Raw genomic sequence first — 21230 nt, 5'->3', positions numbered from 1 at the left:
CTAGCGTTGCCGCATGCATCCCGTGTCACGCGGCAATCGAATTCTCGGCAGCGCGCTCGCCTTCGCTCTACTGGCGGCCGCGGGGTTGACCGCATCGGCACACGCACAACCCGATCAGCGACCGAACATAGTGCTGATCCTCGCCGACGATCTCGACAACACCGCTACGCCGGTGTGGGAGGCAATGCCGTTGACCGCGGCGCTGATTCGCGATCGCGGCATGGAGTTCGAGAACGGCTTCGCGCCCATGCCGATCTGCTGTGCCGCACGCGCATCGATCCTGACCGGCAAATACGGTCACAACACCGGTGTGCTCACCAACGGCGGCGAGGTCGGCGGGTTCGATGCCTTCCGTGACAACGGGAACGAGCAGGCGACGATTGCGACCTACTTGCACGATGCCGGATACCGCACGGGCATGGCCGGAAAGTATCTCAACGGCCTCGAGCACGACCGTGGCCATATACCGCCGGGTTGGGACGACTGGAATGCCGGCGTCGACAACCTGCTGTACACCGGCTATGGGTACACGCTGAACGAGAACGGTCGCCAGGTGCGGTACGGCGTCCGCCCGCAGGATTATCAGACCGACGTGATCGCGCGGAAGTCCGCGGAATTCATCACCGATTCTGCCCGCGACGGCAGACCGTTCTTCTGGTACGCCGCGTCGACGGCACCACATTTCCCACTGCCTGCCGCGCCGCGCCACTTGCCGCTCACCACACCGACTGCGGCGCCGCGCTCACCGAACTACCAGGAACCCGACGTGTCGGACAAGCCGTCTTGGCTGATCGACACTGCCCAAGCCCGGTCGGCGACGATTGCGCTGACCAACGACGTCGACTACACGAACCGACTCGGATCCCTCCACGCGTTGGACGAGATGGTCGCCGGAATTGTCGACACCCTCGATCGGACAGGCGAACTCGACAACACGTACCTCGTGTTCACGTCCGACAACGGCTACAACCTCGGCGCGCACCGCCTGACGCAGAAGATGTCGCCGTACGAGGAATCCATGCGGGTTCCGCTCGCCATTGCCGGCCCCGGAATCGGCCGCGGCAGCAGTCCGGCGACAGCGCTGTCCATCGATTTCGCGCCGACCTTTCTCGACTGGGCAGGCGTACCCGTGCCGACGAACATGGATGGCCGCTCGCTGACCGGTCCGCTGGCCGGGGACGACTCCGGCTGGCGCAGTGACTTCGTCGCCGAGTACGCCGGTGGCGGGGCGCTCGGCCTCGACGGCGTTGCGCTGGAACAGGTTCCGGGCCTCGATTCGGCCATGTACGCGTTCGATATCCCGTCCTACACGGCCCTGCGCACCGATCGGTACCTGTATGTGCGCTGGTACGAACGCGAGCGTCCACTGAGCGAACGCGAGTACGAGCTGTACGACCTGCGCGCTGACCCTTACCAGCTGACCAACCTCGTCAAGACCGAACAGGGCAAGCAAGTGCACGCGGAAACGGTCGCGGGGTTGAATCAGCGTCTCATCGCACTCGGTGCGTGCAGCGGTGCGACGTGTCAGTGAGCGGTCACGCTGCTGGCGCATAACCACGCCCGTTTGGCCCGTCACCGTGGTGGTGACGGGCTGATCGGGCTTGGGTTCGTTAGAAGGGTGGCGGTTCGTAGTCGCCCGCGTTTTGGGCTCGTTCGCTGCGGGTCCGGGCTTCGTGTTGCTGGATTCTGGTGCGTTGCTTGGGGTCCGGTGCCGTGTCGGGCATCGGCCGGTCGGGTTCGGTCCCACCCAGCAGCGGGATCGGCCCGGTTTCCGCGACCGGATAGGTATTCCCGTGCGGTGAGGTGATCGACAGTGACCCGTCCTCGCCTTTGGTGAGGTCCCACCCGCCGAACGTCTTGCCCCGGTGATGTTTACGGCAGAACGGACCCAAATTCTCGGCTGTTGTTCGACCGCCGGTTGCCGGGTTGTCATGGTTGTACGGGTCGCGATGATCCAGATCGCAGTCCCACGCCGGTACGTCGCAGTTGGGGAACATGCACGACCCCCACAACGCGCGCACATAGTCCTGCACCTGCTCGGTGGGTGTGTAGGCGTCGGTGACCTTCTCGTCGGGTTCGACGAGTGGCCGGACGGTCGCATCCTTAGCGATAGCACGCGCTTGGTCGGCGTCGATGATCCCGAACCCGTCCAACCAGCCCGGCTGCTCACTCGTCCCGTCCACGGTGGCGCGGGGAGCGATGACATGCACCAACGCTTTCCGCCCGACCTTCGATGCACGGGTCGCGGCAGAGCAGTCCTTCCGCTCACACTGGCAGGCCAGATGGGTGTCGCCTTTGGACAGGGCGATCAACGCATCCGCCTTGCGGGCCGCAAACGACCGTGGATCCTGCTTGCACACCGCTTTCGCCATTTCCCCGATCCGACCGGACAGGAACATCGCATCCGCTGCGGGCAACGACCCGGCGAGTTCGGCCATCCCGTCCTGCCCGGGACCGATCCACACATGCCGCCCCGTGGTCGCCGCTTCGCGGCGGGTCCGCAACCCGTCGGCGTCGACCTGCGCGATCACCCTGTCGATCACACCGCGCAGGCGGTGACTGGTCAACGGTGCCCGACCGTCCAACGCGGCGGCCAGGATGCGACGTTCGACTTCTTTGAGGTGTTCCTCGGCGACATTGCGGGTGGCGTTGACGATGATCTTCACCCGGTACAGATCCAGATCACCGCGGGCGAACGCGGCCCACACGTTCGGTAACCGGGTGATTAGGTTGTGCCCGATGTCGATCAACGCGGATGCCCCCGCCGACGTGATCGTCAACGCAGCCGACAACTCGGCTTCGGCCGCATCCCAGGGGTCGATCGACGACACCGGATCAGGATCTTCGGGTGCCTCGTCGAGGCAGCGTTGAAACACCGCCGCCGCATAGGCATGCTTGCGGGCGGACACGGCGGCCTCGAACCGGTGTAAGGCTGCGGCGGTGTCGACGAGTGCTAGGGTCGGCGCGGTTGCGGGGTCGGGTAACCCGGCCCCGGTGAGCGACTGCAGCAACAGTTCGAACATACTTGCTATTCTAATCGAAACCTGTTGATATAGCCAGGGTTACATCAAACTGAAACTGGTGCGAGGCAGGCGGATTTCATGATTGGCAGACTGAATTGGGAGCTGTCCGGCACCCCAGGTGAGGGCGCACTGCAGAGAGGCGGGCAGCCGATCGTTGGTTCACCCTGCCTCTCTTGCCTAGGCGAGCAGGTTGCCGCGCACACAGGATGCACACGCCCAAACAGAGGCATCGGCCCAAGTCGATCAAGCCCGACGATGATCGTGACCCGCCTCCCGGCGCGCGAGGAGTTCTTCGTGAGCCTCGATGTCGGCACCAACGAGCAAACCTGTAGACGCGAGCACATCCTCCAGCGCGCACGTCCAAGATTGCCAGTATGGGCGGGACTCGTCTTCGGCAATCCGCGAAATAAGTTGACGCCGAAACGATTCCCAGGTGATCACTCCTGAGTCGGCCAATGCCATCGTCAGTCCGAACGCCCGCTGTTGCCACGGCGCGTCGAATGCGAGTTCGCCGTTCGTCCGCGGCGGCGCGGCAGACCCGGCGACGTCGAGCAGGTCAACGGTGGTCACGCCGGCTCACCGATCGCGGCGACGCCGATCATCGCGTCGCGGGTTACCAGCTCGGCGAGTTCGGCCTCCCCCATTCCCTCGGTACCGGCGGGCCGCATCGGCAGCACGAAATACCGCGCCTCGGCAGAGCTGTCCCACACTCGCACAAGGACTTCGACTGGAATTTCGAGGCCCATCTCGCGCAGCACTGCCCGTGGTTGCGCGACCAGCCTCGAGCGGTACCCCGCAGACTTGTACCAGCCCGGCGGCAAACCGAGCACCGTCCACGGATAGCAGGAGCACAATGTGCACACCACGACATTGTGGACGGCCGAAGTGTTCTCTACCGCAATGAGTCTCGCACCTTCGGGGCCACCGAAACCGAACTCGGCCACAGCCTTCGTGCCGTCTTCGAGCAACCGCTTCTTGTACACGGCGTCCACCCACGCGCGCGCAATTACCTTGGCGCCGTTGAGCGGCCCGACATCCTGTGTGAAGTGGTCGATCAGCCGATCCACCGAGCCGACGTCGATCAGGCCCTTCTGTGCGAGCAGGCCCTCGATCGCCTCGACCCGTGTCGCCATCCCGCCGTGATCGGCACTCATCCCGCCTCCAGGTATGGCGCATACAGGTCGATTCGAACCTCGGTACCGGGCTCTGCCTCGTCGCCCCACAACTCGGTACCGCTGAAGGCGACCGTGTACAGATGCTGCGGTGGCTCACGCCTGTGAACGGCACGCGCATCCGGCAGTATCGCAGCGCCGTGCTGCGCAGTGACGACGCCCAACTTTCCGGTTACGTAGCCCGGCTGGCGAGTATGCCCGTCTCGGCGCGCACGCACGCGCACGGTGTCGCCTACAGCGAATTCGGCCGCGTCACGCGTCGGCCGAGACGCACCGAACATGCGCGGGAGGACACGTGCGCACACCCAGCCGGGCAACCTCGGGCGCAGCACTGCCCGCAACACGAGGGCGACAACCTTCGTCTGTATTCGTGGGCCGTTTCGACCTGCCGCGGAGGGCATTTCAGCGACCTTTGCGTCCACCTCGCCCGGAACCAAATACCCGTCGGCCTGCAGTTCGGTCTCTAGCGCCGCAAGCCATCTGGCGAAGTATGGTGAAAAATACTGCTGCTCGGGAAGTTGCTCGATCCTGAAGCGGAACTCGTCGACGCTCTTGTTCAACGACGTCATCAGGAACGACACCATGCCGAACACCCGCTCTTCCCACCGCGCATGGAAAGGTGGCTCGGCCGGGTCGTACCCGACGGGCGTGAAGTATTCGGCACGACCACCAATGTCGTGAACGGATGGCACGAAGAAACCGTACGCCCGATGCGTCGCCGATCCTCGCACATCGCTCAATTCGGTCAGCAGCCTGGCAGCGGGCGCTAACGCGGCGGTGGTGAAACCGCTACCCCGGTGTCCTCGTGCTCAGGCCCCGCAACCGGATCATCGGCGGGAACTCGATCGCGGAATCGGGCGGCTTCACTCGGCTCGACCCGCTCACCGCCGTTTCGATCGCTGCGGAACGGGCCTGGCTTCGGGCGCTGCTTTCCGCCGGGCAACGCGAGGCGTGCGATCGTCCGATGGACAGTTCCCCACTGCTTCCACAGCGGACCCGTGTTGTACGGCAGTTCGTAGCGCTCGCAGATGTCTTTGATCTTCGGCGCAATCTCGGAATATCGACTGCTCGGCATGTCCGGGTAGAGATGGTGTTCGACCTGGTAGCCAAGATTTCCACTGATGACGTGAAACAGAGGGCCGCCCTCGATATTTGCGGCGCCGACGAGTTGCCGGACATACCAACCGCCGCGCGACTCGCCCTCGACTTCCTCCGGGCTGAAGGTGTAGGTCTGATCCGGGAAATGGCCGCAGAAGATGATCCCGTGTGCCCAGATATTGCGAATCACATTGGCGACCGCATCGGCGAGCAATGTTCTGAGGAAGGTACTTTCGGCGCCAGGCAGGACCTTGTCGAGAGTGCCTGCAAGCGCGCCGACGCGCCCTCGCTTCGACTTCTTCCGTAGCAGTCGCGCGACGCGCGATTCAGACGGCTGACCGATGCGGCCACGGAGGGCCAACTGTGCCAGCGCAAACGCGGCGGCACTGACCAGCGGCCAGCCGATGTAGTCTTTGACGACCTGCCTACGTGCCTTTCCCGCAATACCTTTGAGGTCTTCGAGAACGTCCGACATCGACTTCTCGCCCGCCAAGAGCGCCTCGAGATCTGTATCGTGCAGCGCCACTCCCCATTCGAACAACGCCATGAGCAGCACGTTGTAGAAGGGCTGCGCGAGATAGACGGGATGCCAGGGCTGATTCGGATCGACTCGCATGATCTCGTAACCGAGATCCTTGTCCTTGCCACGAATATTGGTGAAGGTGTGGTGGATGTAATTGTGCGAATGCTTCCACGATTGCGCCGTCGATGCCGTATCCCAATCCCATACCGAAGAGTGGATCGCAGGATCGTTCATCCAATCCCACTGACCATGCATGACGTTGTGCCCGATCTCCATGTTCTCGAGAATCTTGGCCATGCCGAGGCCTGCCGTGCCCGCGAGCCACGCGGAGTTGGATCTGGACGCCAACAGTAGAACTCGGGCCGCGACCACGAGTTGACGCTGGACCGAAATCACGGTCTTGATGTAGCGGCGGTCGCGATCGCCGAGGTCGGCGTACACCTCGTCGTGAATCGCGTCGAACTCTTTGGCTAGCTTTTCGAGGTCCTCCGCACTCAGATGAGCGAGAGGGCTCTGTACTGCTGTAGGGCTCTGTACTGCTGTGGTCACAAGAATTCCTTTCGGTCAGAGGGCAAGTTCGATATCTCCCTCTGCGGTGTTGACGCAGATGCGAACTGCTTGTCCGTTCGGTTCACTCACTTCTCCGGTGCGCAGGTCACGGATTTTGCCGGAGCGCAGGGTGCCGACGCAGGTGTGGCAGATGCCGATGCGGCAGCCGTACGCCAACTTCAAGCCGGCTTCCTCGCCTGCTTCGAGAATCGGTGTGCCGCCATCGCATTCGGTCGTCACGTCGCTCTCCGCAAACGTGACCTTGCCGCCCTCGCCCTCGCCGTTTCCGCCTATGACCGGTTGAAACCGTTCGTAATACAGGCGTTCCGGGTCGCCATGGCCTTCCCAGTGCTCGATCAGGCCGTCGAGCAACTCGCCGGGCCCCGAACAGAACGCCGTTCGCGAGCGCCAATCGGGACAGATGTCGTCGATGTCGGCGGGCGACATTCGGCCGCGATCACTGGTGATCCGCAGGTCCAGCCGCATGCCCTCGTTACGCCGGTCGAATTCTTCGAGGGCGTCGAGAAACATGACCTGTTCCCGCGTGTGCGAAGAGTGCACCACGACGGCGTCGGTCAACTCCCCGCGGTGCTGCAAGCTGCGGAGCATGCTGATAATCGGCGTGATACCGCTGCCGGCGCTGATGAACAGCAGCTTGGGCGGTAAGGGCTCAGGAAGAGTGAACACGCCCTCGACCTCGCCGAGACGCACCACATCGCCACGCGCTATCTCACGAACGAGGTACGGCGACACCGTACCGTTCTCGACGAGTTTCGGTGTGACACTGACGAGGCCATCCGGCGGGTTCGGGTCCGACGTCAAAGAATATGCGCGCCAGTGAAATACGCCGTCGATCACCACGCCGAGGCGAACATACTGGCCCGGTTTGTGACCACGCCACTCGTAACTCGGCCGGATAAGCACACTGGCGGCTTCCGAACCCTGCGGCACCACACGCTCGACCCGGCCGCGCAATTCGCGCGTCGTCCAGAGCGGGTTGACGAGCTCGAGGTAGTCGTCAGGGCGCAGGGGGCTGAACAGGTGCCGAACCGCTCGTAACAACAGTCTGCGCACCCGGGGAACTTGAGGACTGGCTCCACGTTCTGCCATGCCTACACGGTACACAACTGTTCACTGAAGTCTAGTCCAAGTCGTCCAATATTGGTTCTTATCAGCGATTGACCTCGACATTTAGCAATGAATTTGGGTGCACACAGACACACTCGATAATGAGCTTCCGATTTGTCCGCTATCAACCGTCCACGGGTCTATCGTGATTGCCACGAGGTCCGATGTTCGCGTAGGAGACACGTCATGACATCCGAGACAGAGTCCGCGCGACCCACTGCGCCCACGACGCGGTTCGCACCAGCGCGCTTCGTACCGGCAGGCTACGAGTTCGGCGCCCTCGCTCTCGCAGTGATTTTCGCCTGGATCTCCTTGACGCCCTCACTTCTGCCGCGCGGCCCGATGTTCCAGGGTGTTGTCAGCGGGGGCTCCGCCGCGTTCGGTTACGCGATCGGCGTCCTCGTCACGGTGCTCGCGCGTAAAGCCTTCGCACCGCGGGAGTTCGGACGGGATATGGACCGCCGGTCGTGGTCGATCCTGGCTGCGGTCACCGTCGTGGTCTCGATTCCGCTGATCATCTGGTACGAGTCCTGGCAAGACGAATTGCGTTCCCTCATGGAGGTTTCCGGCCTGCGATGGTGGGCGGGGCCAGTCACAGCGGTCGTGGCCGCGATCGTGTTCTTCGTGTTGGTCGCATTGTCTCGGCTCTGGCTTCGTGCGGCGCGCTGGACGGGGCGTCAGATCGGCCGCATCGCGCCGCCGCGAGTGTCCGCCGCGATCGGCGTCGTCCTGATCTTGGTGCTCACCATCGGCCTCGTGAACGGGGTCGTGTGGCGCGGGATCTATTCGATGCTCGATTCGTCGTTCCAGGAACTCAACGACGAGCACCGTCCGGACTCACCGGAGCCCGAAATCGTCGAGCGATCCGGGGGTCCCCAATCGCTCGTCACGTGGGATTCACTTGGGCGCCAGGGCAGAATCTTTGTTGCCAACGGGCCGACCGTCGGCGAACTCACCGACTTCTCGGGCAGGCCCGCAACTCAACCCGTGCGCGCCTACACGGGCTTGGCCTCGGCAGAGAATATCGAAGCCGAAGCCGACCTGGCCGTCCGCGAACTCGAGCGGGCCGGCGGCTTCGACCGTGCCGTACTCGGGGTGATCACGACAACCGGAAGCGGCTGGATCAACGAAAGCTCTGCCGCCGCTCTCGAATACATGTTCAACGGCGACACCGCGCTCGTCAGCATGCAGTACTCGTACTTGCCGAGCTGGATTTCCTTCCTCGTCGACCAGGACCGCGCGCGTGATGCCGGCCGCGTTCTGTTCGATGCCGTTCATGCCAGATGGGAGTCGTTGCCCGCGGAAAGCAGGCCGCGCCTCGTCGTCTTCGGCGAGAGCCTCGGGTCGTTCGGCGGCGAATCAGCCTTCGACAGTGCGGCCGACATAGCGGCCCGAACCAACGGCGCCCTCTTCGTCGGAGCACCGAACAGCAACGTCCTGTGGTCGCGCTTCACCGCGGATCGCGATTCCGGGACCCCCGAGTGGCTGCCGGTCTATCGCAACGGCACGACTGTTCGCTTCGTGGCGCGGCCTGCGGACCTCGACCGGCCGGACACCGCGTGGCCGCAGCCTCGGGTCATCTACCTCCAGCACCCGTCGGACCCGATCACGTGGTGGACACCCAAGCTGATCTACGAACGTCCCGACTGGTTACGCGAGGAGCGCGGTTACGACGTATTGCCTTCGACGCGGTGGTTCCCCTTCGTAACGTTTCTGCAGGTATCGGCCGACATGGCGGTGTCGAACAGCGTCCCGGAGGGACACGGCCACACCTTCCGTGCCGACTTGGCCGATGCGTGGGCGGCAATTCTCGAACCCGCCGGTTGGACGACGGAGGATACAGCGCGGCTGCGGACAATCCTCGCCGGCGAATAGGACCGGCGCGACTAACCGTTGACCCGCGATTCCTGGCCCTCCCAGGCACGTTCGCGAAGGGTGAACTTCTGGATCTTGCCTGTCGACGTCTTCGGCAGGGCGGCAATGAACTCGATCGCATCAGGCACTTTGTAGGACGCGATCTGCGTCTTCGCGTGGGCGCGCAGCTCGGCTTCGCTGACAGTCGAACCATCGTGCAACACCACATAGGCTTTCGGCCGCTCACCCCACTTGTCGTCGGGCACACCGATTACCGACACCTCGAGGACCGCTGGGTGCGAATCCAACGCGGCCTCGACCTCGATGGTCGAAATGTTCTCGCCACCCGAGACGATGATGTCCTTCGCTCGGTCCCGTAGCTGAATATAGCCGTCCGGATGCATGACGCCGAGATCGCCGGAGTGAAACCAGCCACCTTCGAAGGCCTTCGCGGTCGCGGCTGGATCCTCGAAATACCCTGTCATCACATTGTTTCCGCGCATGACGACCTCGCCCATGGTCTCCCCGTCGCGCGGGACGTCGTTCATGTCGGCGTCTACGACACGTACGCCGTCGGTCACAACGTATCCGACTCCCTGTCGCGCCATCAGTCGGGTGACCTCGTCGGGATCCTTTTCCGCCCAATGGGTCTGGCGCTCACACACCGTGTACGGACCGTACGTTTCGGTGAGCCCGTAGACGTGCACGAGCGTCGCGCCGAAACCTTGAATCGTCGAGATGACGGTCGGACTCGGCGGCGCTCCCGCCGTTGTGACGATCAACCCACCTTCGAGCTTGTGCGCTTTGGCGCCGTTCGCGATCGTCACCAACACTGTTGGCGCGCCGTTGAGATGAGTGACGCCCTCGGTATCGATCAGGTCCCAGATGCGGTCGGCATCCACCGCGCGCAGGCAGACGTGGGTGCCACCGACCGCCGTGACGCCCCAGGTCGTGCACCACCCGTTGCAGTGGAACATCGGCAGAGTCCACAGGTACACAGACTCCGGCGTATGCCGCGAGTGAATCACCTCTCCGAGCGCGTTCAGGTACGCGCCGCGATGGTGGTACACAACACCTTTGGGCTTTCCTGTCGTGCCGGACGTGTAGTTGATGGAGATCGGTCCCCGCTCGTCGGGCGTGGTCCACGGCAGCGGGTCGTCGCTGCCCCGCGCAAGCAGTTCGTCGTACCCGATCCCGCCGACCGCTGCGTCGGGATCTGCGCCGGACGCCGGGTCTGTCACTGTCACGACCTCCGCGACCGACTCCAACTCCCCCACCACGGGCGCGACACTCGCGTGCAAACCGGAATCGACGACGAGCAGCTTGGCCCTTGAATGATTCAGGATCGTCCGAACCTCGGCCGGCGCGAGGCGTGTGTTGACAGCGACGAGCACCGCACCTGCGAGGCCGACGCCGAAGTGGGCAACCAGCATTTCCGGAATGTTGGGCAAGAGGTAGGCAACACGGTCGCCCTGCTCGATACCGCTGGCGCGCAATGCATTTCCAAGCCGTGTCGCCTCGTTCGCGAATTCGCGATAGGTGACCCGTCGCTCGCCGTAGACGATCGCAACCTTCTCCGGAAACACAGCGGCCGACCGTTCCAGAAACGCCAGCGGCGTCAATTCGGTAAAGGAGGTCGAATCGATCTCGGTCATCACAGACGTTGCCTTTCCAGTTGTGCCGAACGCGTGTGCCGCGGAGCCGTCCCCGTCCACCGCCGGTAAGCCCTGCTGAATGCTGCGGCATCGTGGTAGCCGAGTCGACCGGCAATGTCGTTCAAGGTCAGGCCGTCGACGGTGAGCAGTTGCGCAGCGATCGTCGACCGGACTTCGTCGAGAAGCTCGCGGTAGGTCGTTCCCTCGGACGCCAGACGCCTGCGCAGAGTTCGCTCGTCCATGTGGATGCGAGCAGCGATATCTTCGACCGTGGGTGACGTGTCGAGTTCGGCAAGGACGAGCGACCGTACTCGCCCAGCGGTGCCACGGCGTTTCTGGCGCAGTTCCAGTAATTCGGTGCACTGCTGTTCCAGCGCCCGAGCGACCACCGGATCGGATTGTGGCAACTTGGTGTCGAGGATGGCTGTGTCGAACACGAGTTGATGTTGCATTTCGCCGGACCGCAGTTCGAGTTCACCCAGCCGGCTACGCAGTGCCGCGGCTCGATCTCCCGTGAACGACGTCTCGGCGTGCACACCACGGCGCGCACCGATCGCCAGGGGCAGCAGCGTGGCAATTTTTGCCAGTTCGCGCTCGACGAAGAACGCCCGGACGTCGAGCGGAATCTCTGCGTCGTCGAATATGACGACCGTCCGCTGCGGGTTCTCCGCGATGATCGGTTTGATGAACGCGAACGACAACTCCGCGTAGCGGACGCCGAGCCGGATGACCTCGCGCACCGACGGGCTGGAAAGCAACGCGTAACCCCAGATGCCGAGGGAGCCGTATGTGTAGCGACGGCCGGCATCGGCGCCGAGGCCCGGCGTGTCGCCGAGGTGGGCGATGAGGTTTCGCGCAATCGTGAGTTCTTGCCAGGCCTCGACCTGCATTTCGACGTTGCCTAGATCAGCAACGCTCAGTCCTGTCCCGAAGAGACACTCGTTGGCAGGCAGCCCGCGCTCGACACCTAGTTCGACCAGTATCCGCGCCGCAGCGAGGCTTCTCGGGTGATCCCAGGCAGGCATGTTCGTCAGTTGCTCCCTCGAAGTGTCCGCAAATGTCAAAGGTACGCCCTCTCGGGACAACAGACTGAGCGGCCACGAAGAATACCTTTGCACTATGACGACATCGACCCCCACCGTAGCGATCATCGGCGCTGGATTCGGTGGTCTCGCGGCAGCAATGGAGCTCGACCTAAACGGTATCGCGGACTACACGGTCTTCGAGCGCGGCGACTCGGTCGGCGGCGTGTGGCGCGCGAACACCTACCCCGGCGCGGCCTGCGACGTACCTTCGCCGATCTACTCGTTCTCCTTCGAACTCGAATCCGAATGGTCACAACGCTTCGGATCGCAGCCCGAGATCCACGCCTACCTGCAACGCACCGCAGACAAGTACAAGGTCACGCCGAAAATCCGGTTCGGCACCGAAGTCGTCTCTGCGTCGTTCGACGAGTCCGCCGCACGGTGGCGCATCGAACTCGCGGATGGCGAGGTTCAGCACTTCGATGCGCTGATCTGCGCGACCGGTCAGCTCTCGCGACCCAAGATCCCGAACCTCGAAGGCATGGACAGGTTCGCAGGCGACCAGTTCCACTCCGCGGAGTGGAATCACGACGTCGACCTGACCGGTAAGAAGGTTGCCGTCGTCGGTAGCGGCGCTAGTGCGGTGCAGATCGTGCCGGCAATCGCCGATCAGGTCAGCGACCTGCATGTCGTTCAGCGCTCGGCCTATTGGGTCGGCAACAAGTGGGATCATCAGACCAACCCGCTGATTCGTTCGATGCTGCGGAGGGTGCCGGGGCTTGCTCGCCTGCAGCACAACGTCGAATGGGTCTGGTACGAATCGCGCGCACCGTTGATCTCTCGCAAGGCGTACATCGGGCAGATTGCGTTCGAGAAGTGGCTCGGGCTCAAGATCCTCCGCGAGATCCGCGATCCCGAACTGCGCGAAAAAGTGAAGCCCGACTACCGCTTCGGCTGCAACCGGGTGCTGCTGTCCAACAAGTGGTATCCCACGCTGGACCGCGATCATGTGAGCCTGCATTCCGCGGGCGTCGACCGCGTCACCGAGAAGGGCCTGGTGCTTTCGGACGGTAGCGAAGTGGAGGCCGACATCATCGTCTGGTGCACCGGGTTCACTCCGTCGGAGTACCTCGCGCCGATCGACATCACCGGACGCGACGGACGCAAGCTGCACACTGAGTGGAAGGACGGACCCGAGGCATTCCTCGGCATCACCGTCTCCGGCTATCCGAACCTGTTCATGATGTACGGCCCGAACACCGGCTCGTTGACCAACACGATCACCTACCTCCTCGAGAAGCAGGCCAGGTACGCGCGTATCGCAATCCAGCGCATCGGCGCCGAAGGTGGCTGGCTCGATATTCGCCAGGACGTGCAAGACGAATTCAACGAGAAGCTGCAGGACGCCCTCGGCGGCACAGTGTTCACGACCGGCTGCCCAGGCTGGTATCACACCGATGCGGGCAAGGTGACCGCTGTCTGGCCAGGCTCGCATGTCGCGTACACCCGCGCCACCCGCGCAGTCGATTTCGCAGACTACGAACATCGCAAGGCGACCACGCACTGACCGATCGGTGCCAAGATGGACCCGTGACGGCCGACATCGAAAACCGGTCCTCTGAGTGCGTCGACCGGTTGCAATCCGAACTCGGCTCGCGCGCGCATCAGCCTGGGACCCGCGGATACGAGAACGCACTCGGTCGGGTCTTCTTTCCCGACGCATCACGACGCCATCCCGCTTGCGTAGTGCAGCCGGAAACGGTCGACGACGTGTCGGCCGTGTTGCGCATCGCCACCGCGACGGGGTGCCCGGTCAACGTCCGCGGCGGCGGGTTGAGTTCGAACTGCGTCGCCGACGGCACGGTCATGCTCGACCTGTCGGCAAGATTGAAATCCGCACGCCCACAAGGTGATCGAGTAAGGCTCGAAGGCGGCTCCACCGTCGGCAGCATGCTCCGGACTCTTGCGCCGGCGGGTCGCGCGGTGCCGGTCGGCATCGTCGGTCACGCCGGTATCGGACTCGCCACCCGTGGTGGCGTCGGATACTTCACGAGGAGTCTCGGGTTGACACTCGATCACCTCGTGGAGGTCGAACTGGTATTGCCATCGGGCGACGTGGTCCGGTTGTCCGAAGACAGTTCCGGCACCGAAGCCGACCTGTGGTGGGCAGTCCGCGGCTGCGCACCGAGCTTCGGTGTCGTCACCTCGGCCGTGCTCCGCACGCACGAGGTCGGACCGATGTGGGTCGACCGGGCGGTCGTAGGACTCGACGCACTCCCCGAATACTTCCGCGTCGCACCCGAACTCCCCCGCGATACGACGATGGGCGCCGTCCTCGGCTACACCGAACTCTCGCCGAACGATCCGGTTCTGTTCGTATTCACCGCATGCGCGAGCCAGGACGCGCAGGACATAGATCGTGCTCGGGCGGCTACGACCGCGGTCACCCGAGGTTCGAAGCGGGACGCCTTCTACCGCTCGGAGATGAGCGGCACGTACCTCGACGGCCTCCCCCAGTTCGCAATTCCAGGCGCAAACGGTGCCGAACCCGAACCGATCCAGCTACCCGAACCCGCCGATCTGCGCGGCTCCTTCTTCGGCAAGTCCGTGTTCGTCGGACCGACACTGGATTCCGCCGTCGCTGACGCGTTGGCCGAGCAGATCCGGGCGGCACCCACACAGGCTTGCCGGATCGACTTCCAGCACACGGGCGGCGCTCTCGGCGACGTCGACGACGGGGCAACTGCATTCTGGGGCCGCAAGGGCGAGTGGAACATTCCGTTGAATGCGATCTGGTCACCCGAGGACGACGGCGATGCCTGCCTGGCGTGGGCGGGAAATACTCTCGCCGCGCTCGCACCCCACAGACTCGGCGTGTACAGCGTCGAGCTGAGACCCGGATTCCGCGAGACGGAAGACGAGATTCAGGCCGCCTACGGCGGAAATCTCACACGTCTGCGGTCCTTGCGGGATCGCACAGACCCGGCCGGACTGCTGAAGGGTCATCCACTCGCAGCAACGTGATGTGCGAGCGCTGCCTCGGCCGCCTCGACCTGACCGCCGACGACCGGCACGAGCCGGACCTCGGTGCGACCGTCGAGGTCGACGTCGAAGATCGCCTTTCCATCGGCACCCGCGGTGACGACCTCGGAAACAGCGCCGGTCACGCGGTAATCCGTGCCAGGAACAAGGCGAGCCACCGCGAGTTTCACCCGCCCCGGTTCGGCGCCGGGCCGGAGTACGAGATCGAGCGCGCGCCCGTCCGATACCGCCTTGGCGACCAGCACAGCCGGATACGCCGCGTCGGCGAGAATCGGACCGGTCTTCCATTCTGCGGGGACGCTGCCCAGCACGAGGTCTCGGGCGGCCCCCGGCCGTGTGAAAAGCGCGAGGGCATGAAATCCGTTGGCCCAGTTCGAGACTCCCTTGAACTTACGGCGGCCGTCTTTTTCGACGAGTGCATGCCGCCGCTGCAGAGACCTGTCGATGGCCGCGGCCGCTTCGAGATCGCCCATCTCGCGAGCAGCCGCCATCAGCGCTGTGCGCGTGAAGACGTCGCCCTTGAGCATTCCGTAATTGCCGAAATCGATCATTTCGGTGGGGCCCGACTTGAAGTCGAGTTCGCCCGCGTCGTCGAGTAGGACGTGCTTGTCGCGCACGATGTTCCAGCAGTACTCCGAGACGTCGGGCATCGTGGCGGTGAGCCAGTAGACCATCGAGGCATCGTTGCCGAGGTACGGCGGAAAGATCTTTCGACCCGACCTGGTGCCACCGCCGATCCACCTTCCGTCTTTACGAAGCCAGCCGTCGCGTCGATAACTCGTACGCAATTGGTCGACGAGGTCGCCAGTGTGCGCTGTACCGTGCAAGCGGTCGTGCATGACGAGACTGTTGATCGCATAGGCGTTGCACATCGGGTAAACAAGGCGTGGCTCGCACGGGTATTGCGGCTGTCCCGGCTTCTCGCGCATATTGCGTTCGATTGCCTCGCAGATGCGGGCGAAGTCGTACGGGAAACTCTTCCTCTTGTTCCACACGAGTGTGAGCGCACCCGGCACGGAGAGGCTCCGGTCGGCATTGAGGGTTTCGTACAGGCCGATCATCGCGCCGAAGAAGCCTGTGTACATGACATTTCGGCGCACCATCGGGTCGGGGTCCAGGCCGCCGTAGCCGATGAGGTTTTCCTTTGCCCAGTAGGCCCAGACGCGCTTGTCGGTCATTTTCACGATCGCATTGCGTTGTGCTTCCACGAGATATCCGGTGAAAGCGGGCGTCCGGGTGAATTGCGCCATGCACAACGAGTACGTGATGAAGTTCAGTTGGTAGCGATACGCAGAGCTGCCGAACTGTTCCAGGTGATCGAATCCTTTGAAACTGTCCAACGGCTGCAATGCAAGGTCGAGCTGATGACGCTGGACTGCGAGTTCTTCGGGCGTCGACTCGAACGTCGGAGCAATCATGCTGTTCTCATTTCGACTTTGTTTTCGACAAGGCCTGCACTTCGCTGAGCGGGCGTGGGATCGGGCCGCGACAGCAGCATGGTCAAGCCGGCCGCTGCTGCCGCAACGGCGACGCCGTGGAACAACGCGTCACCGAATGACGTGAAATGGAACAAGACGAACCAGTGCATGTCGAGCAGGCCGAGGAGGAGCCACATCGCGCCACCGACCAGCAACGCCACACCGATCGCGAGCCTTCGCGGCAGTCCGGTCAGCTCGCGTCCGCCCAGTTGCTCTGCGGACAACCCCACAATCGCGCTGAGTGCGAGCAAGGTAGTCCGGCTCGTCCAGGCCCCCGCGGCAGCCATGTCGTGCCCGACGGACAGGTACATCAGCAACGCTACGACACCGATGTAGATCCCGATAGCAGCTGCCGCACAACGCAATACATATGAATGCCACCCACCATCGGGCGGTGCCGGCACATCTTCGCGCTCGGGCGCCCGTACCTGCTGCACAACCTCGCCCGGACCGGCGCGGTAGGCAACCGGCGCAAACGGTTCGAGCTGCCTGCCACGGCCGGTCAACTTTCGCCACAGCCGTGGAGCCCACGCGATCAGCAGGGTCGCGAGCGCACAACACACCACGGTGGCTCCCTTCGTCGGGACCGGATCATTGCGAGTCTACGACCCACGTCGCGCGGTCCGGGCGAACTCAGGCAACGTGCAATGCGGTCGTCTCGGCGCGCTTCCGATTCACTCGCTGACGCGACTGCCGTACCTCGCGCAGCGGTCCCGCCCCGTAGCGCGCTGCGTTGAGCCCACTCCACACGGCTGCACGCCGCGCTATGACCGTCGGCGGACTGTAGTGCGGCACGCGCAGCAGCTTCTTCGCCCACCCCGGTTGCAGGTCGAGGAGAGCCCACTCGGCCAACCCGGTCACCGCGCGGACGGGTAGCGGGGTACTGCGCGAGTTCAGCGATGTGAGCAGGTCGACGGTCGGCATCGTCACCCCCATCAGCGGGACCGAATCCAGAAGATATTCGGCAACAGCCACTTTGGTGTCAGGCAGGTCGACGCCACCCAGTGCTTCGCCGACTTTCACGAACTGGCGGTAGTACTCGTCGAGGTCGGCACCAGTCAGCGGCCTGGGGTGGTACCGCTCGTGGGCCGTGGCGATACCCCAGACGACGGTGGCATATGCCCAGCGCAACGTCTCAGGGTCGTCGGCGTCGTAGGCTCGGCCGTCGGGTCGCACGCCGCGAACCTTGTTGTGCATTCCCCGAACAGCGCGTGTGACACGGTCGGCTGCAGGCGTCGGACCGTGGCCCACGGCCATGAAGAACGAGAAGGAATGTCCCCCACGCACCAACAGGCCTTCGGGGTCGACTCCGCCGGTCGGCCTTCCCGCGACGCGCTCGACCGCGCGCGAATGGTCGTATCCCATCCAGGCGAAATCCGGATGCAGTGTCTCGATGACTGCCGCTGCGCCGAGGCCGAGAATCATCGCGGGCGTGTGCTCGTGGACATACCAGACGGGACTGTGCGGACCGAACCAGCCCGGATCTCCGCTGGGTTCGTCGAAACGCACGCCCTTGAAGAAGCGCTTTCTGATCAGCTGATCGAATGCCTGGTCGATCACGATTCCGGCGGGATTGGGCACGTCCACGGCATCCTCCACTAAAGTTGAGACCACGTCGTATCAACATTCGTGACGCTAATCTTGATACCAAGCGGTGTCAACAACAGAAGGGGCGCCTCCGATGAGTCAGCCGACCGCAAGGACCGAGCTCATTCGGCCCTTCCGCGGCGTCAGCGCGAACGAACGGCAGAGTCGGCGTCGGCAATTGCTGATCGACACGGGAGTCGAGTTGTTCGGGACCGTCGGCATTGCGAGCGTGACCATTCGGCAGGTCTGCGACACGTCCGGCCTCACGAAGCGCTATTTCTACGAAAGTTTTGCGTCGCTGGAACATTTGATCGACGCGGTTCTCGAGCAGGCCGTTGCCATTCTCGCCGGCGCGGTCGTTCCGGCTATCGCGACGAGCGGTTGGCGCGATCCGCGTCCGGTGATCGAAGCGGGTATGAACGCCCTACAGGCAGACCCGCGGCTGACCCGCCTCCTCGTCGTGGAGACCCATTCGGGCTCGCTCACCCGGCGCCGGCACGAGCTCATCGACAGGGCGGTCGAGATCTGGCTGACCGTCGATGCGGACCACACCGAAGATCCGGCCGAACTCGCAACTCGCCGGCTCCTCGCTTACGCATTTGCCGGGGCCGCAGGCGAAGTCGCGATGGCCAGCGTCGACGGCCACCTCGACCTCACACCCGACGAGGTCACCGATCAACTCGTTCTGCTCTTCACACGGATCACCGGTGCCGGCACCTAAGCCAGATCTCCGGCACCCGCGAACGGCCGCTCGATGAGCGCGAGAATATCGGTTTCCCGGTCCCGCACCGCGAGAGCGACCTCGACAAAGCTGTCGACGAGTGCCGTGCGCCTGCCCTTCGGCCACGCGACAACCAGGATCGAGGGCTCGGCGCCCGTTATCGGGAGGTACCGAATCGCGGGATGCGGGATGTATCGCTGGGATCCGGCCGCGGTGACCGTGCAACCCACCCCGGCCGCCACGATCGCGACCTCCTCGGTCACGGAGTTCGAAAGCCCCGCGATCGCCGCGGTGGCGCCGGCGCGATATGCGTCCAGAGTCCAGAATTGGCGCCAGACATCGTCAGCCGTCCGCCCGACGACGATCGGCTCCGACAACATCTCGTCGATGGACACCGAGGGCCGTTCGGCGAAACGGTGGTTGGTCGCCACGCCGACAACCAGCGGTTCGACGAACAGCGGCACGTAGTCGATCTCACTGACGCCTACCGGTAGCCGCACGAATGCTACGTCGGACGAGCCATCGGCCAATCCACTTGCGGGATCGGTGAATCCGAACTCACGCAGGTCCAGCCGAACGCCGGGAAACCGCTTCGAGAACTCCGCGATGATCGGATTGCCCAGTTCGAGCGCACCGCCGACGAGAAAGCCCAACCGCAGGACCCCGCCGTCGCCCAACGCCGCACGACGCGCCGACTCGACGCCGGCATCGATCGCCTCGAGCGCTTTTCGCGCAGCCACGAGAAAAGCTCCACCTGCGGGGGTCAATTCGACCGATCGCGTCGTCCGCCGCAAAAGCTGCACGCCCACATCGTTCTCCAGCTCGCGGACCTGCTTCGACAGCGCCTGCTGCGCGACGAACAGCCGGGCCGCCGCCCGGCTGAAATGCAGTTCCTCAGCGACCGCGACAAAGTAGCGCAGCTTCCTGGTGGAGACATCCACAACCAGAGAGTGTACGGCCGATCCACAACATTTCTTTGTAAATGCGTGACCCAGCAGGTGTTTCCCATCGACGCCACGGGCTGGAACCGTTGTACCTATCCACGACGACTACGGGAGCGACGATGAGCGGCAGCTGGCAGAACTGGAGTGGCAGGCTCGAAGCCCAGCCCACACAGATACTTGCGCCTGCGACGACCGCGGAAGTCGGAACCGCGGTCAAAACGGCGGCACATGCCGGACAGCGCGTGAAGGTTGGCGGATCGGGCCATTCGTTCAGCGAGATCGGCGTGCCGGACGGGGCACTGCTGCGGATGACCGAGCTGGCCGGATTGATCGATATCGACCCGGCAAGCGGGCTCGTCACCGTCGAAGGCGGCATGCCGCTGCACATTCTCAATCCGCTGCTCGCCGCGCACGGACTCGCACTCGAGAACATGGGCGACATCGACAGGCAGACAATCACCGGCGCGATATCCACAGGGACCCACGGCACCGGCGTCCGTTTCGGCGGCATGGCCACGCAGGTCCGCGCACTCGAACTCGTGTTGGCCGATGGCTCTACCGTGCAATGCAGCGCACGCGAAAGGCCCGACCTGTTTTCCGCGGCTCGCGTGGGACTCGGCGCACTCGGCGTGATCACGAAGGTGACGCTGCAATGCGTGCCCGCGTACGCCCTGCACGTGATCGAGGAGGCGCGACCGCTCGATGACGTACTCGCCGAAATCGAATCGCTCGTCGACGATAACGACCACTTCGAGTTCTTCTGGTTCCCGCACACCAAGACCGCGCTGACCCGCCGGTGCAACCGACTACCCGCGGACACCCCGCTGCGCCCCACGAGCGCCCTGCACGAGCGGATCGTCGACGACTTCCTGACGAACACCGCCCTGGAAAGCCTGCTCCGAGTCGGCACCAGGTTCCCGCGCGCGGTTCCCCCGATCACCCGTGTCGTGACTGCGGCGATCTCCAGCAGGGACGCAATCGATCTCTCGCACAAGGTGTTCGCATCGCGCCGCGACGTCCGGTTCAACGAGGGCGAGTACGCCTTCGCGCGCGAGCACGTCGTCGACACGCTTCGAGAAATCGAACACTGGGTCGATTCGCACGACGAGAAGGTGGCCTTCCCACTCGAGGTGCGGTTCGTTGCGAGCGATGACATTCCACTCGCGCCCACGTCCGGGCGCACCAGTGCCTACATTGCCTTCCATCAGTACCACCGCATGCCGTACCAGAGGTATTTCGATGCGATGGAGGCCGTATTCGCGGCGGTCGACGGTCGACCGCATTGGGGAAAGATGCACAGTCTCGACGCGGCGGCGCTACGGAGCCGCTATCCCAGATTCGACGAATTCGTCTCCCTCCGAAACGAACTCGACCCGACCGGTGTGTTCGCCAACCCGTACCTCGACCGCGTGCTCGGGGCAGTATCGTGAC

The 21230-nt window shown here is 63.9% G+C and carries 18 protein-coding genes; 6 read left to right on the top strand and 12 right to left on the bottom strand.

The features are described from left to right. Positions 1–13: 13 nt before the first annotated feature. Entirely contained in the window at positions 14–1531 is a 1518-nt protein-coding gene (locus JGU72_RS08745; protein ID WP_199683432.1) for a sulfatase-like hydrolase/transferase, read from the top strand. A gap of 79 nt (positions 1532–1610) precedes the next feature. Here the strand turns inward: JGU72_RS08745 and JGU72_RS08740 are convergent, their stop codons facing one another. From JGU72_RS08740 to JGU72_RS08715, 6 genes are all read right to left on the bottom strand, one after another. Next, positions 1611–3023 (bottom strand): HNH endonuclease signature motif containing protein, encoded by a 1413-nt coding sequence (locus JGU72_RS08740; RefSeq protein ID WP_199683431.1) that lies wholly within the window; start codon positions 3021–3023, stop codon positions 1611–1613. A 243-nt stretch (positions 3024–3266) separates the two neighbouring features. Continuing rightward, positions 3267–3593 carry a nitrile hydratase accessory protein gene (locus tag JGU72_RS08735; RefSeq protein WP_199683430.1) on the bottom strand — a complete coding sequence of 109 codons (327 nt, stop codon included), beginning with the start codon at positions 3591–3593 and terminating at the stop codon, positions 3267–3269. After that, complete coding sequence (gene nthA / locus JGU72_RS08730) at positions 3590–4177, bottom strand: nitrile hydratase subunit alpha (RefSeq protein WP_199683429.1); 588 nt, start codon at positions 4175–4177, stop codon at positions 3590–3592. The genes JGU72_RS08735 and nthA overlap by 4 nt, the downstream gene beginning before the upstream one ends. Then, a complete protein-coding gene (nthB, locus tag JGU72_RS08725) occupies positions 4174–4887 on the bottom strand; it encodes a nitrile hydratase subunit beta (protein ID WP_199683428.1) in 714 nt (237 codons plus the stop codon). The genes nthA and nthB overlap by 4 nt, the downstream gene beginning before the upstream one ends. 74 nt (positions 4888–4961) lie before the next feature. Then, positions 4962–6365, bottom strand: a complete 1404-nt coding sequence (locus tag JGU72_RS08720) for a fatty acid desaturase family protein (RefSeq protein WP_199683427.1) — start codon at positions 6363–6365, stop codon at positions 4962–4964. Positions 6366–6380: 15 nt separating this feature from the next. Continuing rightward, a complete protein-coding gene (locus JGU72_RS08715) occupies positions 6381–7475 on the bottom strand; it encodes a ferredoxin reductase (RefSeq protein ID WP_199683426.1) in 1095 nt (364 codons plus the stop codon). A 204-nt stretch (positions 7476–7679) separates the two neighbouring features. Here JGU72_RS08715 and JGU72_RS08710 point away from each other — a divergent pair, with 204 nt between their 5' ends. Then, on the top strand, positions 7680–9368 hold the full coding sequence (locus JGU72_RS08710) for an alpha/beta hydrolase (RefSeq protein ID WP_199683425.1): 1689 nt from the start codon (positions 7680–7682) through the stop codon (positions 9366–9368). 11 nt (positions 9369–9379) lie between these two features. Here JGU72_RS08710 and JGU72_RS08705 read toward each other — a convergent pair whose 3' ends face one another. After that, the gene (locus tag JGU72_RS08705) at positions 9380–11002 is read right to left on the bottom strand and encodes an acyl--CoA ligase family protein (protein WP_199683424.1); all 1623 of its coding nucleotides are present in this window, start codon (positions 11000–11002) and stop codon (positions 9380–9382) included. Next, a complete protein-coding gene (locus JGU72_RS08700) occupies positions 11002–12027 on the bottom strand; it encodes an AraC family transcriptional regulator (protein ID WP_199683423.1) in 1026 nt (341 codons plus the stop codon). Before JGU72_RS08700 ends, JGU72_RS08705 begins: the two co-directional genes overlap by 1 nt. A gap of 94 nt (positions 12028–12121) precedes the next feature. Between JGU72_RS08700 and JGU72_RS08695 the strand changes: the two genes are divergently transcribed. Both JGU72_RS08695 and JGU72_RS08690 read left to right on the top strand, forming a co-directional pair. After that, complete coding sequence (locus JGU72_RS08695; RefSeq protein ID WP_199683422.1) at positions 12122–13594, top strand: flavin-containing monooxygenase; 1473 nt, start codon at positions 12122–12124, stop codon at positions 13592–13594. Between the two features lie 35 nt (positions 13595–13629). Continuing rightward, positions 13630–15051, top strand: coding sequence for an FAD-binding oxidoreductase (locus tag JGU72_RS08690; RefSeq protein WP_199684516.1), 1422 nt, complete (start codon positions 13630–13632; stop codon positions 15049–15051). On the opposite strand, the gene JGU72_RS08685 is transcribed toward JGU72_RS08690, so the two are convergent. The 3 genes from JGU72_RS08685 to JGU72_RS08675 all read right to left on the bottom strand — a co-directional run bounded on the left by JGU72_RS08685 (position 15030) and on the right by JGU72_RS08675 (position 18128). Then, positions 15030–16487: a linalool dehydratase/isomerase domain-containing protein gene (locus tag JGU72_RS08685; protein ID WP_199683421.1), complete on the bottom strand. Its 1458-nt coding sequence runs from the start codon at positions 16485–16487 to the stop codon at positions 15030–15032. The two genes, JGU72_RS08690 and JGU72_RS08685, sit on opposite strands and share 22 nt — an antisense overlap. Continuing rightward, a complete protein-coding gene (locus tag JGU72_RS08680; RefSeq protein ID WP_199683420.1) occupies positions 16484–17113 on the bottom strand; it encodes a hypothetical protein in 630 nt (209 codons plus the stop codon). The genes JGU72_RS08685 and JGU72_RS08680 overlap by 4 nt, the downstream gene beginning before the upstream one ends. 67 nt (positions 17114–17180) lie before the next feature. Continuing rightward, positions 17181–18128, bottom strand: a complete 948-nt coding sequence (locus JGU72_RS08675) for an oxygenase MpaB family protein (RefSeq protein ID WP_199683419.1) — start codon at positions 18126–18128, stop codon at positions 17181–17183. Positions 18129–18228: 100 nt separating this feature from the next. Here JGU72_RS08675 and JGU72_RS08670 point away from each other — a divergent pair, with 100 nt between their 5' ends. Beyond that, a complete protein-coding gene (locus tag JGU72_RS08670) occupies positions 18229–18855 on the top strand; it encodes a TetR/AcrR family transcriptional regulator (RefSeq protein WP_199683418.1) in 627 nt (208 codons plus the stop codon). Here the strand turns inward: JGU72_RS08670 and JGU72_RS08665 are convergent. Next, on the bottom strand, positions 18852–19796 hold the full coding sequence (locus JGU72_RS08665; protein WP_199683417.1) for a LysR family transcriptional regulator: 945 nt from the start codon (positions 19794–19796) through the stop codon (positions 18852–18854). The two genes, JGU72_RS08670 and JGU72_RS08665, sit on opposite strands and share 4 nt — an antisense overlap. A 122-nt stretch (positions 19797–19918) precedes the next feature. Here JGU72_RS08665 and JGU72_RS08660 point away from each other — a divergent pair, with 122 nt between their 5' ends. Continuing rightward, on the top strand, positions 19919–21229 hold the full coding sequence (locus JGU72_RS08660) for a D-arabinono-1,4-lactone oxidase (protein ID WP_199683416.1): 1311 nt from the start codon (positions 19919–19921) through the stop codon (positions 21227–21229). Position 21230 lies beyond the last annotated feature (1 nt).

It is taken from the genome of Antrihabitans auranticaus (assembly GCF_016481275.1).
Lineage (GTDB): Bacteria > Actinomycetota > Actinomycetes > Mycobacteriales > Mycobacteriaceae > Antrihabitans.
This window is presented reverse-complemented; position numbering and strand designations above follow the sequence as displayed.

Bases quoted from the DNA above. Each gene is read 5' to 3' on its own strand.
- JGU72_RS08700 (WP_199683423.1), bottom strand. From the start codon at position 12,027: ATGCCTGCCTGGGATCACCCGAGAAGCCTCGCTGCGGCGCGGATACTG.
- JGU72_RS08715 (WP_199683426.1), bottom strand. From the start codon at position 7,475: ATGGCAGAACGTGGAGCCAGTCCTCAAGTTCCCCGGGTGCGCAGACTG.
- JGU72_RS08685 (WP_199683421.1), bottom strand. From the start codon at position 16,487: ATGATTGCTCCGACGTTCGAGTCGACGCCCGAAGAACTCGCAGTCCAG.
- JGU72_RS08705 (WP_199683424.1), bottom strand. From the start codon at position 11,002: ATGACCGAGATCGATTCGACCTCCTTTACCGAATTGACGCCGCTGGCG.
- JGU72_RS08695 (WP_199683422.1), top strand. From the start codon at position 12,122: ATGACGACATCGACCCCCACCGTAGCGATCATCGGCGCTGGATTCGGT.
- JGU72_RS08745 (WP_199683432.1), top strand. From the start codon at position 14: ATGCATCCCGTGTCACGCGGCAATCGAATTCTCGGCAGCGCGCTCGCC.
- nthA (WP_199683429.1), bottom strand. From the start codon at position 4,177: ATGAGTGCCGATCACGGCGGGATGGCGACACGGGTCGAGGCGATCGAG.
- JGU72_RS08670 (WP_199683418.1), top strand. From the start codon at position 18,229: ATGAGTCAGCCGACCGCAAGGACCGAGCTCATTCGGCCCTTCCGCGGC.
- JGU72_RS08660 (WP_199683416.1), top strand. From the start codon at position 19,919: ATGAGCGGCAGCTGGCAGAACTGGAGTGGCAGGCTCGAAGCCCAGCCC.
- JGU72_RS08710 (WP_199683425.1), top strand. From the start codon at position 7,680: ATGACATCCGAGACAGAGTCCGCGCGACCCACTGCGCCCACGACGCGG.
- JGU72_RS08740 (WP_199683431.1), bottom strand. From the start codon at position 3,023: ATGTTCGAACTGTTGCTGCAGTCGCTCACCGGGGCCGGGTTACCCGAC.